Genomic DNA, 11,714 nt, shown 5'->3' with positions numbered 1-11,714 from the left:
GCAAAACGCTTCCGGCGTTTCTCATTTTAGAGGGGGGGCGGCAGGCCCGTCAAGATGAGGAAACCTGGGACCCGCCCCGTCCCAGCCGCTCCGCCAGGACCTCGGCCAGGGTCGGGCGGCCGATCTCCTGGATCTCGTAGCGGACCCGCACCACCGGGTGCCGCACCCGGAGGAGGCGCCCCAGGTCCACCGGGGTGGCGGCCAGCACCAGGTCGCAGGGCACCCGGTTGATGGTCTCCTCCAGTTCTCGGATCTGCTCGGGCCCGTAGCCCATGGCGGGCAGCACCGGGCCGGTCTGGGGATATCGGCGGTAGGCCTCCTGGATGCTGCCTACCGCGTAGGGGCGGGGGTCCAGGACCTCCGCAGCCCCGAAGCGCCGGGCGGCGACCCAGCCGGCCCCGTAGGCCATCTCCCCGTGGGTCAGCGTGGGCCCGTCCTCCACCACTAGCACCCGCCGGCCGCGGATCGCCCCGGGGTCCTCCACGAAGATCGGCATGGCCGCCTCGATCAGGACCGCCCGGGGGTTCGCCTGGAGGACGTTCTCGCGCACCTGGGCCACGGCGTCGGGATGGGCGGTGTCGATCTTGTTGATCACCACCACGTCGGCCATGCGGAGGTTGGCCTCGCCGGGGTGATAGCGGACCTCGTGGCCGGGGCGGTGCGGATCGACCACGACGATGTGGAGATCAGGGACGAAGAATGGGAAGTCGTTGTTCCCACCGTCCCAGAGGATCAAGTCCCCTTCGGCCTCCGCCGCTTGCAGGATCTGTTCGTAATCCACCCCGGCGTAGACGACGAAGCCGTTGGCCAGGTGGGGCTCGTATTCCTCCCGTTCCTCGATGGTGCACTCATAGCGGTCGAGGTCCTCAAAGGAGGCGAACCGCTGCACGACCTGCCGGCGCAGATCGCCGTAGGGCATGGGATGGCGGACGATCACCACTCGCCATCCCAGGTCCCGCAGGAGGCGGGCCACCCGCCGGGTGGTGGGGCTCTTGCCGCTCCCCGTGCGGACCGCGCCGATGGAGACCACCGGCTTGGCGGCCTTCAACTGGGTGGCCTTGGGCCCCATCAGCCAGAAGTCGGCCCCTGCGGCGTGGGCGATGCTGGCGCGGTGCATCACGTATTCGTGGCTGACGTCGCTGTAGGCGAACACCACGCGGTCCACCCGGTGGCGGCGGATCAGTTCGGGCAGCGCCTCCTCGGGATAGATGGGGATCCCCTCGGGATACAGGGGCCCGGCCAGTTCGGGGGGATATCGACGCCCCTCGATGTTGGGGATCTGGGCGGCGGTGAAGGCCACTACCTCATAAGCGGGGTCGTTCCGGAAGAACACGTTGAAGTTGTGGAAATCCCTTCCGGCAGCGCCCATGATGATCACGCGGACGCGATCGGCCATGGCGGCGTCCTCCTCGGTTCGGATACATCGGCGGAAGGGCGGCTCATCGGGCCAGGGCGGCCATGAGCACGCTGAGCAGATACAGCCCGATCAGCGGCACCATCACGATGGACATGTTGACCGGGTCGACGGTGGGTGTGATGGCCGCCGCCAGGATGGCGCTGGCCAGCACGGCGAAACGCCACGCCCGGAGCAACTGGCGGGCGGTGATCAGGCGGGCCTTGGCCAGGGCGAAGGCGAGCAGGGGCATCTCGAAACTCAATCCCAACCAGAACATCAGGGAGACCACGAACCCCAGATAACTGGACGGCCGGGGCTCGGTGCGGATGCCGGCGAAGGTGGTCAGGAAAGGGATGGCCACCGGCATCATCACGAAGTAGGTGAAGGCTGCCCCGCCCAGGAAGAGCAGCGTCGCCAGCGGCACCAGCAGCAGGAGGACGCGGCGCTCGTGGGGGAGCAGCCCCACGTAAACGAAGGCCAGGATCTGATAGACGATATAGGGGAAGGAGAGGGCGAAGCCGGTGAGGAGGGCCACCCGCATGTAGGCGGCGATGCTCTCGGTCAAGTCGATGGAAACCAGGCCCGCCCGGCCCCCGACCGGCGCCGCTAGGAAGTCGATGGCCCGGTCGGCCAACAGCAGCCCGATCCCCGTCCCGATCCCCAGGGCGATCAGGCTGCGCAACAGCCGCTGTCGGAGCTCCTCCAGGTGCTCCAGCAGCGGGCGGGGCCGGTCCTGGAGGCGCGGGCTATGCCGCGGGCGGCGGGTTGGGAGACGAGGGATGGGCATGGGCGGTTCCAGAATCCGGCGGCAGTTGGTAGGCGGCGGCGGACGGCGGGAGGGGGACCTCGGGGGCCTCGGCCGTGGCGCGCTCCAGTTCCCGGCTCACCTCCTGGATCTCCGCCTCCCACTCCCGTCGGAATTCGGCGTAGAGTTCCTGGGCTTGGCGGGCCCACCGGCCCAGTTGGTAAGCCAGGCGGGGCAGATCCCGCGGCCCCAGCAGGATGAACGCCAGCAGGAAGATGAAGGCCAGTTCCATCGGTCCGATGCCGAACAGGCTGTCCATGCCGTGTCTCTCCCTGGTTTCAGCGGCCCTCGCCCGTGGGCGGGGCCTGCTCGCTGGCGATGCTGCCCAGCACGCCGTTGACGAAGCGCGGCGTGCTGTCGGAGCCGAACATCTTCCCCAGTTCCACCGCCTCATTGATGGCCACCGCGGGGCTGGTGCGCCGGGCGATCACGAACTCATAGATGGCCATGCGCAGGATGTTGCGATCCACCAGGGCCAATTGGGAAACCGGCCAGGCGGGGGCGTAGCGCTGGATCAGCCGGTCGATCTCCGCCCGGTGGGCCATCACCCCCATGACCAGTTCCTGGGCGAAGGCCCGGGCCTCCGGCGGCAACGGCTCCGCCTGGAAACGGGCGGCCAGAACCTCTCCCGGGGGGTGACCGGCCGCGTCGATCTCGTAAAGGGCCTGGAGGGCCACCATCCGCGCCCGGCGCATCAGCGGCATCCCCGCTGGCCCTCCCGGCCGGCGCGGGCTTTCCTCCTCCATCTCATCGGACGGCGCCGGGGATTTCAGACGCGCCACGTTCCTCCACCTCTACATCGGCGATCAGGACGTTGACGGCCGTCACCTCCAGGCCGGTCAGCTCATGGACCGCGCGGGCGACCTCCTCTTGGGTCTGCCGGGCGATCTCCCGGAAGGAGCGCTCGGGGCGCACCACCAACGCCAAGTCGACCTGGGCGTGGCCCTCGGCCACGCGCAGGCGCAAGCCGGGGGAGAGGGCCCAGGGGCCGAAGCGGACCGTCGCCAGCCGGGCGACGCCGGGCACCTGGAGGGCAGCCTGGCGGACGATGGTGGCCAGCACCTCGGGCGCCACCACGATGCGCCCGGCGACCGGGCCCATTGCCTCCTCCGGCGATCCCACCGGCTCGATCCTCTTGTCGGTCTCGTCGCTCATCCCGCGCCCTCCCTCACGCGCACGTCATCCCTCCGTCCACCGTGAGCACGTGGCCGGTGATGAAGGCGGCCTCGTCGGAGGCCAGGAAGGCGACGGCGTAAGCCACGTCCTCGGGGGTGCCCAGGCGCCCCAGGGGGGTCATGCGGAGGGCGGCTTCCTTAAATTCTTGGGGCAGAGGCTCCGTGAGGTCGGTCGGGATGAGGCCGGGGGCCACGGCGTTGACGGTGATGTTGCGAGAGCCCACCTCCTTGGCCAAGGATTTGGTGAAACCGATGAGGCCGGCCTTGGCGGCCGCGTAGTTGGTCTGCCCGGCGTTGCCCACCAGGCCGGCGATAGAGGTGATGTTGATGATGCGGCCGTAGCGCTGGCGCATCATCGGCCGCAGCGCCGCCTTGGTGCAGTGGAAGGCGCTCTTGAGGTTGGTGGCCAGGATGAAATCCCAGTCCTCTTCTTTCATCATCGCCAGCAGGTTGTCGCGCGTGGCCCCGGCGTTGTTCACCAGGATGTCGATCCGCCCGAAGGCCTCCAGGGCGGAGCGGATCAACCGCTCCGCCTCCTCGGAGCGGCTGACGTCGGCCTGGACGGCGATGGCCTCCCCGCCGGCGGCCCGGATGGCCTCGACCACCTCGCGGGCGGCCGCCTCGTTCTGGCGGTAGTTGACCACCACGCGGGCGCCCCGGCGGGCGAGTTCCAGGGCGATGGCCCGCCCCAGCCCCCGCGAGGCCCCTGTGACCACTGCCACGCGGCCCTTCAAGGTGCTCATCGGTTCCATCCCTCCCCCTGGGGCTTTCTTAGATCCATCCGCGGGAGGAATTTTACCTCAGATCCGCCCGGAGGGACGGCTGGAGAGCGCGGGTCGGTCTGCGGTAACATGAACCTGCATCCTGGATGGGGAGGCCGCGGGATGATCGCCCTGGCCTGGAGCGGCGGGAAGGACAGCGCGATGGCCTTGCACACCCTGCGCCGGCGTGGGGAGGCCGTCGCTGTTCTGCTGGTGACCCTCAACGAGGCTTTCGATCGGGTGAGCATGCACGGCGTGCGCCGCTCGCTGATCCACGCCCAGGCGGCCGCCCTGGGCCTGCCGGTCCACGAGGTCTGGCTGCCAGACCCGTGTCCGAACGAGGTCTACGAGCAGCGCATGGGGGAAGCGGTTCGAGCCCTGATGGCCCGTGGGATCCGCCGTTTCGCCTTTGGCGACCTGTTCCTGGAGGAGATCCGCGCTTACCGGCTCCGCCACCTACGGCCTCTGGGGGCCGAGGTCCTGTTCCCCCTCTGGGGCCAGCCGACCCGGGCGCTGGTGCAGGCCTTCGTCGGCCTGGGGTTCCGGGCGATCACCGTCTGTGTGGACGGGCAGCGCCTGGGCCGGGGGTTCCTCGGGCGGCCGTTGGACCTCCCCTTCCTGGCCGAGCTGCCCCCCGATGTGGATCCGGCGGGCGAGAACGGCGAATTTCACACCTTCGTCTACGACGGGCCTGGCTTCCGGGAGCCGGTCGCCTTCACGCTGGGGGAACAGGTGTTCCGCGAGGGCTTCTGGTTCCAGGATCTGGTCCCCGCCGTCGGGCCGTTGCGGCCGGCGCCAGGGAGGTCTACGGCCCTGGCGCGTCCTGAGGTGGGCTTCGAGGCCGGGCGTCCAGTTTGAGGAGGGGGATGCGGGTTCTGGTCAACGGTTGGTTTCTCCAGCATCCGACCACAGGCACCGGTCAATACGTGCGGGAGATCCTCCGACATCTCCCGGAGGTGCGGCCGGCCTGGGAGATCGGGGTGGCCCTCCCGGAGGGATGGGAAGGATCGCTGCCGTCGGGCGTCGCCCCGGTGATCCTGCCGCGGCCTCCGCTCCCGCACCCGTTCGACAAGGTGTGGTTCGAGCAGGTGACGGTGCCCCGGGCGGCGGCCCGATGGCGGGCGGACCGGCTGTTCGTCCCCTACTGGGCGCCGCCCCTGCGCGCGCCGGCCCCGGTGGTGGTTACGGTCCACGACCTCATCCCGCTGCTGTTCCCGGAATACCGGTCCCACCCGGGGGTGCGCCTCTACACGGCGCTGGCCCTTGCCGCCACCGCGGGGGCGGCCCATGTCCTCACCGACTCCGAGGCGTCGCGCCGGGACATCCTCCGGCGGCTGGGTCTGCCGCCGGGACGGGTGACGGCCATCCCGCTGGGGGTGGACGGGCGGTTCAACCGGCGGCCGGACCCGGTGGCCGACGCGCGGGTGTGGACCCGCTACGATCTCCCTCCGGCCTACGTCCTTTACCTGGGGGGGTTCGACCGCCGGAAGCACATCGAGGGGCTGTTGGCGGTTTACCGCTGGGCCCGGGACGCGGTGGGGGAGGCGTTCCCGCTGGTGATCGCGGGGCGTCTGCCCGAGGGCTCCCGCAGGCTGTGGGTGGATCCGCGCCCCCTGGCCCGCGCGTGGGGGCTGGAGGAGGTGGTGCGTTACATCGGGCCGGTGGCCGAGGAGGACAAGCCGGCCCTCTATCGCCACGCCGCAGCCTTTCTGTATCCATCCCGGTATGAGGGCTTCGGCCTCCCGGTGCTGGAGGCCATGGCGTGCGGGACCCCGGTGGTGGCCTCGGAGATCCCGGCCCTGGCCGAGTTGGTGGGGGACGCCGCCTATCTGGTCCCGCCGGAGGATCCGCGGGCGATGGCGGGGGCGTTGATCGCCGTGCTGGTGGACGCGGCCCTGGCCCGGACCCTGCGGGAGCGCGGTCCTCGGCGGGCGGCGGCCTTCACCTGGACGGCGTGCGCCCGGCGCACGGCCGAGATCCTGGAGGGGTTGGGAGGGGCGTCGACCCCGGCAGGCGGATGAGGGTCCGGGAGGGCTGTGCCCATCCCTTCCGTGCTGGAGGGAAGCGATGGATCGGGTGCGCGTGTCCCAGGACAACCTGGTGTTCTGCGCGGGGCATTTTATGATCTTCCCGGAGGGGAGCGAGCCCCTTCACGGGCACAACTATCGCGTGGCCGTGGCCCTGGAGGGGGAGCTGCACGAGGACATGGTGATGGACTTCGTGGCCCTCAAGCGGCTGGTGAAGGGGCTGGTGGACGAACTGGATCACCGGGTGCTGTTGCCGACGGGCCACCCTCGGCTGCGGCTGGCGATCGGGGAGGATGCGGTAGAGGCGGAGGTGGATGGCAAGCGGTATGTGTTCCCCATCGGGGATGTGCGCCTCCTCCCTATCCCCAACACCTCGGCGGAGTGGCTGGCCCGCTATCTGGCCGGGCGGCTGCGGGCACGGTTGCCCCGTGCCCTGTGTTTGCGATCCCTCGAGGTTGAGGTGGAGGAATCCTTCGGCCAGAGCGCGTGCTATCGGGAGGAGATCGATGCCGCCGCTGCGACGTCGGAAGCATCGGGTGGGGATCGCCCTGGGGAGCAACCTGGGGGATCGGGATGAGGCCCTGCGGGAGGCCCTGGAGCGCCTGTTGCCGGTGGTGGAGATCGAAGGGGTCTCTTCGTTCTATGAGACGGACCCGGTGGGCTACGCCGATCAGCCGCCCTTCCTGAACGCGGTCTGCATCGGGACCACCGACGCGAGCCCACAGGAACTCCTGGCGCGCTGCAAGGCCATCGAGCAGGCGATGGGCCGTCGGCCGGGGCCTCGCTGGGGCCCCCGGCCCATCGACCTGGACGTGCTGTTCTACGACGATCTGTGCTTGGAAGGGGAGACGTTGACGCTCCCCCACCCCCGGATGGCGGAGCGGGCCTTCGTGATGGTTCCCCTGGCGGAGATCGCCCCCGGGTGGGTGCATCCCCGGCTGGGGGAGACGGCTGCGGCGTTGGCGGCCCGCCTGCCCCAGGAGGGGGTTCGCCGGTGGGCCCGGGCGCCGATGCGGGTGGGCGCGGGGTTTCTGTTTTGGGGCCGCGCGACCTTCGTGATGGGGATCCTGAACGTCACCCCGGATTCCTTCTCGGGGGACGGTCTGTTGCGGGGGCCAGACTGGGTAGAGGCAGCGGTGGCCCAGGCGCGGCGGTTCAAAGCAGCGGGGGCCCATCTGCTGGATGTGGGCGGGGAGAGCACGCGGCCCGGGGCGGAGCCGGTTCCGGAGGAAGAGGAGCTGCAGCGGGTGCTGCCGGTGATCGAGCGGCTGGCGGCGGAGGGGCTGGGGCCGATCTCGGTGGACACATATAAGGCGCGGGTGGCCCAGGCGGCGGTGGAGGCAGGGGCGGATCTGGTCAACGACGTGTGGGCGATGGAGCGGGACCCGGAGATGGCGGCCGTGGTGGCGGCGCTGGGGGTTCCCATCGTGCTGATGGACAACCGGAGCCGGCGCGACGCGGTGGTGCGGGATCCCCGGCTGGGGGCCCGTTACGAGGGGAAGGCGCATCGGGACATTGTGGCGGCGGTGCGGGCCCATCTGCTGGAGCGGGTGGCGGCGGCCGAGGCGGCCGGCATCCCCCGGCACCGGATCCTGTTGGACCCCGGGTTGGGGTTCGGCAAGACCGTGGCCCAGAACCTGGAGTTGGTGGACCGGCTGGGGGAGTTGCGGGCGCTGGGGTTCCCGTTGCTGGTGGGCCCCTCCCGGAAATCTTTCATCGGCTACACCCTGGGCCTGCCCCCGGAGGACCGGCTGGAGGGCACGGCGGCGGCGGTGGCCGTCAGCATTGTGCGGGGGGCGGACATCGTGCGGGTGCACGATGTCGAGGCCATGGTCCGCGTGGCCCGCATGACCGACGCCCTGGTCCGCCGCGGCCCGCCGTGGGTGTAGGCCGATATGGTCCAAGTTGTAGGGGGCTGACCGCGCTGTTGCTTACTCGATATGCACGTGGGCCACGATGCGGCCGAAGCGGAGTTCGTCCCCGTCCTGGAGCGCGTAGGGGAGGCCGGAGACCAGGCGCTTGTGGTTCAGATACGTGCCGTTGGTGCTGCCTAGATCCTCGATGTAGAAGTGCCCGTCGTGATAGAAAATCCGGGCGTGGCGGCGCGAGACCCAGAGGGCCTCTGGCCCTTCGGATGAGAGATCCAGATCCGGGATCAGCCCCAGGCTGGGATCCGGACGCCCGATCTCGCAGGCCTGGTCCCGGCGGATCTCGATGGTCCGCCCGCTCTGGGCCACGCGCAGACGCAGCAGGGTGGCCGGCGCCGAGAGGGGTTCCAGTTCCCCCTCTCCCTCCGCCAGCGGGGCGGTGTCCCAACGCTCTGGGGCCGATGACTCGTCCACGGGCTCCGGCCGGAACGGCTCGGTCTCCCCCATCTCGGCGCGCCTGGTCCGTCGGATGAATGGCGTCCTCATTATAATGCATCCGGTGTGGAAGGGGCAGATGTGGGGGCTGGAGGGCGATGGTGAATGCTTCTCGGGGATGCCCGCGCCCTGTCGACGGAAGAACACGTGAAGATCAGAAAAGGCCCGCCGTCTCGCCCGCATGGATCGTCGGGCTCGGGTTGGCGCTCGCTGTGGCCTGCCGCCCGGCGCCGCCCCTCGTCGCCATCGGGCTGGTCGCTCCCTTTGAGGGGCGGGATCGCCCCATCGGCTACGATGTGTTGTTCGGAGCCCGTCTAGCGGTCCGCCAGTGGAACGCACAGCATCCGAACGGTCCCCTGGCGTTGTTGGTCGCCTTGGATGATGGGGGGGACCCGGCCCTGGCGGCGGAGCGGGCCCGGCAGTTGCGAGGCCATCCCGGCCTCATCGCGGTGATCGGACACTTCCGCCCGGAAACCACGCGGGCGGCCGCCCCCGTTTATCAAGGGGCCGGCCTCCTGTGGGTCGCCCCGTTGATCCCCGCGGATCGAGCTCCTGAGGGAGCGCTCCCTACGGCGCCGGATCAAAGGACGATGGTGCGCCTGTTGCTGGAGGGGCTCCCGCGCCCACCCCGCGGGCGCCTCTGGTGGGTGTGGGACGGCGAAGAGGCGTGGTTCGGACCGGAGATCATCGCCCACCTCCGGGAGCAGGGCTGGGAGGTCCACGAGGCGTTCTGGCAGGACGCTGCCCCCCGGGGTTCTGAGCCCGTCTGGTTTGACGGGCGGGCCGTCCACGCGGGCGAGGCATGGCGGCGGTGGCGCCAGGAGGGATGGTCCGGGCCGCTGCTCGGTGGCCCAGGGCTGCTCCATCCGGATCTCCGGGCGTTCTGGGATGGGAGCGGGGCGGTGCGGGTGGTGGCGGAGACCCGGCGGGTGACGGATCCAGCGTGGGTGGAGGCCTACCGGGCCATCGCCCTGGGGGCCGAACCCGGCCCTTACGCGCCGTTGGGATACGATCTGGCCTGGGTGCTGCTGCAGGCCCGGCAGGCCCCTTCGTTCCGGTGGGTCGGACGCACCGGGACCTGGGAGGGGGTCTCGGGGCGTTTCTGGAAAACCCCGCTGGGGTTCGTGGGGGAGCCATGAGAGGCTTCGCTTGATGATGAGGGAAGGGCGGAAGATGGGGAAGGGACGATGGCGGGTTCGGGCCGCCGCCCTGGTGGGCGTAGGGTTGACTTTCTGGGCGGCCCTGGTCCTGATGCCTCCCGAACTGGCTCTCTTCGACGAGCAGCACGTCCTCGGGCAGGTGACCTCCTACGGTCCGCTCGAGGTGGCCCGGAATCTGATGCGGGACAGTCATCCGCCGCTTTATTATTGGCTGGTCCAGGGGTGGTGGGCGCTAAGCGGGTTGGATCGGGCGTGGGGATATCGGGTGTTCTCGGTGTTGCTGGGGCTGCCGGCTCTGGCGTTGGCGTTTCGCCTGGGATGGCGGGTGGGGGGGGAGAGGGGAGGGTTGGCGGCGGTGGTTCTGATGGCGTTGCATCCGTTTTATTTGTTTCAGTTGATGCTGATTCGGATGTATGGGCTGGTGATCGCTTTGGGGGCGTGGTTGACGGAGGCCTGGTTGGGGTTGCTGGGGCGTCCTTCGGGGCGGCGGTGGGGGATATGGGTGGCAGCGCAAGGGTTGTTGCTGTTCACGCATTATTATGGGGCGTGGCTGGTCCTGGCCCAGTGGGTGGTCTTGCTGGTGCGGCGTCCGCCGGGCTGGCGGCGGGGGCTGTTGCTCTCGGGGGCGGTGTTCGGGCTGTTCGGCCTCTGGCTGGCCCAGGCCTATGAGGGGTCGATGGCGAACACGGTGCGCCACCTCACGATGATCCCCGTCCGCCCGAGGCCATGGGAGGTCGTCGGGCATTTTTGGGCCAATGGGGTGGTAGGCCCTTTGGCGGATGGGGAGGGGGCGCGGGGTTTGGGGGTGGCGATAGGGGTGTTGGTGGGGGCTGTAGGGCTGGCGCGTCGGGGGCGTCCGTTGGGGCCTGGATGGATGGCGATGGGGTGGAGCGTGCTGGTTCCGGTGGGGGTGGGGGCGCTTCTGGCGCTGCGCTGGCCCTTTTTTGCGGCGCGCTATTTTGCGATGGTTTTCGTTCCCCTGGTCGTGATCCTGGCGGTTCTGGGGACCCGGCGCTCGGGGCTCCTTTTGCCGGCCTTGCTGGGGGCGCAACTGTTGGGGTGGGCTGGGTTTCCGCTCCTTCAAGGACGCCCGTTGGGGCCGACCGGCGCGCTCTTTCCGTCGACGATGCGGTTCCTGGGAGGGATCCAGGACCCCGTCCTGGTTCAGGCGCCCTGGCACCGCGATGTGTTTGGAACGGCGGGCTTCCGCCATTACGATTGGCCGATCCCGGAGGAGCGGGAGCGGGTGGTTCAGGGGGCGTCGGCTTTCTGGTTTGTGGGGGTCTCTTTGTACCGGGGGGAGTGGGAGGGGTGGCTGGAGGCGATGAGGGCCACCCATGATGTCGATCTCCATATCGCCCTCGATCACCCGATCCCGGAGTATCGGGCGGATGTGTTCCACCTGGTGCGCAAGGCGTGGCCGGGGCGGTGGCGGGATCGGCGGGCGGTGTGGGCCAACGGCCTGCGTTTGGAGGGGGTGGGGGAGATGGAAAGCCAGGTGGCGCCTGGGGGGACGATCCCTTTGGTGTTGCGTTTGGGAACCGAAGGGCGCGAGGAGGGGCGGTGGACGCTGTTTGTGCATCTGGTGGACGGGGCAGGGAATCTGTGGACGAACCGGGATGAGGAGCCGGATCCTCCGACGGACCGGTGGAGGCCTGGGGAAGTGCGGACGGTCTGGCGGTATCTTTATGTGCCGCCGGACCTTCCGCCGGGGCGGTATCGTGTGGTGGTGGGATGGTATGCGACGGGGAGCCCGGGATATCCGCGGGTGCCTTTGCGGGAGGAGGCAGGGGAGGTGGTGGCGGTGGGGGAGGTGGAGGTGGTTCCGCGGGCGGCGCCGTGGCGGGTAGGGACACGGCTGGTGGATGGGGTGATGGCGGCGCCGCCGCAGGTGGTGGTGGGAGAGCGGGAGGGGGGTGTTGGGGTGGTGGTGCGTTTTCAGTGGCGCAGTGCGGAGCCGGTTGCGCTGGGGGGCTGGGGGGTGGTATTTCGGGACCGCGGGGGACGGGAGGTGGCGTTCCGGCGGG

General features: G+C 70.0%; 13 protein-coding genes. 6 read left to right on the top strand and 7 right to left on the bottom strand.

What is annotated here, in order from left to right; translation table 11 throughout:
- Window positions 1–49: 49 nt before the first annotated feature.
- The 6 genes from C4313_RS00065 to fabG are packed head-to-tail and all read right to left on the bottom strand — an operon-like array spanning window position 50 to window position 4,119.
- The gene (locus C4313_RS00065) at window positions 50–1,396 is read right to left on the bottom strand and encodes a cyclic 2,3-diphosphoglycerate synthase (RefSeq protein ID WP_352427832.1); all 1,347 of its coding nucleotides are present in this window, start codon (window positions 1,394–1,396) and stop codon (window positions 50–52) included.
- A 43-nt stretch (window positions 1,397–1,439) separates the two neighbouring features.
- The gene (tatC, locus tag C4313_RS00060; protein WP_352427831.1) at window positions 1,440–2,183 is read right to left on the bottom strand and encodes a twin-arginine translocase subunit TatC; all 744 of its coding nucleotides are present in this window, start codon (window positions 2,181–2,183) and stop codon (window positions 1,440–1,442) included.
- Window positions 2,143–2,460, bottom strand: a complete 318-nt coding sequence (locus C4313_RS00055) for a Sec-independent protein translocase subunit TatA/TatB (protein ID WP_352427830.1) — start codon at window positions 2,458–2,460, stop codon at window positions 2,143–2,145. The genes tatC and C4313_RS00055 overlap by 41 nt, the downstream gene beginning before the upstream one ends.
- A 19-nt stretch (window positions 2,461–2,479) precedes the next feature.
- Window positions 2,480–2,905 carry a transcription antitermination factor NusB gene (gene nusB / locus C4313_RS00050; RefSeq protein ID WP_352427829.1) on the bottom strand — a complete coding sequence of 142 codons (426 nt, stop codon included), beginning with the start codon at window positions 2,903–2,905 and terminating at the stop codon, window positions 2,480–2,482.
- A gap of 43 nt (window positions 2,906–2,948) precedes the next feature.
- Entirely contained in the window at window positions 2,949–3,356 is a 408-nt protein-coding gene (locus C4313_RS00045) for an Asp23/Gls24 family envelope stress response protein (protein ID WP_352427828.1), read from the bottom strand.
- A gap of 13 nt (window positions 3,357–3,369) precedes the next feature.
- Window positions 3,370–4,119, bottom strand: a complete 750-nt coding sequence (fabG, locus tag C4313_RS00040; RefSeq protein ID WP_352427827.1) for a 3-oxoacyl-[acyl-carrier-protein] reductase — start codon at window positions 4,117–4,119, stop codon at window positions 3,370–3,372.
- 141 nt (window positions 4,120–4,260) lie between these two features.
- On the opposite strand from fabG, the gene C4313_RS00035 reads away from it, so the two are divergent.
- Genes C4313_RS00035 through folP form a run of 4 tightly spaced genes read left to right on the top strand, consistent with a single transcriptional unit; the run spans window position 4,261 to window position 8,053 of the window.
- Window positions 4,261–4,995, top strand: coding sequence for a Dph6-related ATP pyrophosphatase (locus tag C4313_RS00035; protein WP_352427826.1), 735 nt, complete (start codon window positions 4,261–4,263; stop codon window positions 4,993–4,995).
- An 8-nt stretch (window positions 4,996–5,003) separates the two neighbouring features.
- Window positions 5,004–6,158 carry a glycosyltransferase family 4 protein gene (locus C4313_RS00030; RefSeq protein WP_352427825.1) on the top strand — a complete coding sequence of 385 codons (1,155 nt, stop codon included), beginning with the start codon at window positions 5,004–5,006 and terminating at the stop codon, window positions 6,156–6,158.
- 46 nt (window positions 6,159–6,204) lie between these two features.
- Window positions 6,205–6,741, top strand: a complete 537-nt coding sequence (locus C4313_RS00025) for a 6-pyruvoyl trahydropterin synthase family protein (RefSeq protein ID WP_352427824.1) — start codon at window positions 6,205–6,207, stop codon at window positions 6,739–6,741.
- A complete protein-coding gene (gene folP / locus C4313_RS00020) occupies window positions 6,671–8,053 on the top strand; it encodes a dihydropteroate synthase (protein WP_352427823.1) in 1,383 nt (460 codons plus the stop codon). Before C4313_RS00025 ends, folP begins: the two co-directional genes overlap by 71 nt.
- A gap of 42 nt (window positions 8,054–8,095) precedes the next feature.
- On the opposite strand, the gene C4313_RS00015 is transcribed toward folP, so the two are convergent.
- Window positions 8,096–8,539: an FHA domain-containing protein gene (locus C4313_RS00015; RefSeq protein WP_352427822.1), complete on the bottom strand. Its 444-nt coding sequence runs from the start codon at window positions 8,537–8,539 to the stop codon at window positions 8,096–8,098.
- 188 nt (window positions 8,540–8,727) lie between these two features.
- Between C4313_RS00015 and C4313_RS00010 the strand changes: the two genes are divergently transcribed.
- Complete coding sequence (locus C4313_RS00010) at window positions 8,728–9,666, top strand: ABC transporter substrate-binding protein (RefSeq protein ID WP_352427821.1); 939 nt, start codon at window positions 8,728–8,730, stop codon at window positions 9,664–9,666.
- 34 nt (window positions 9,667–9,700) lie between these two features.
- Window positions 9,701–11,714 (top strand): glycosyltransferase family 39 protein (locus C4313_RS00005; protein WP_352427820.1); only part of this gene is annotated, 2,014 nt, incomplete at its 3' end.

The organism is Thermoflexus sp. (assembly GCF_040289485.1).
Taxonomy (GTDB): Bacteria; Chloroflexota; Anaerolineae; order Thermoflexales; family Thermoflexaceae; genus Thermoflexus.
Note: the sequence above shows the minus strand (reverse complement) of the source record. Positions and strands in the feature narration are given on the sequence as shown.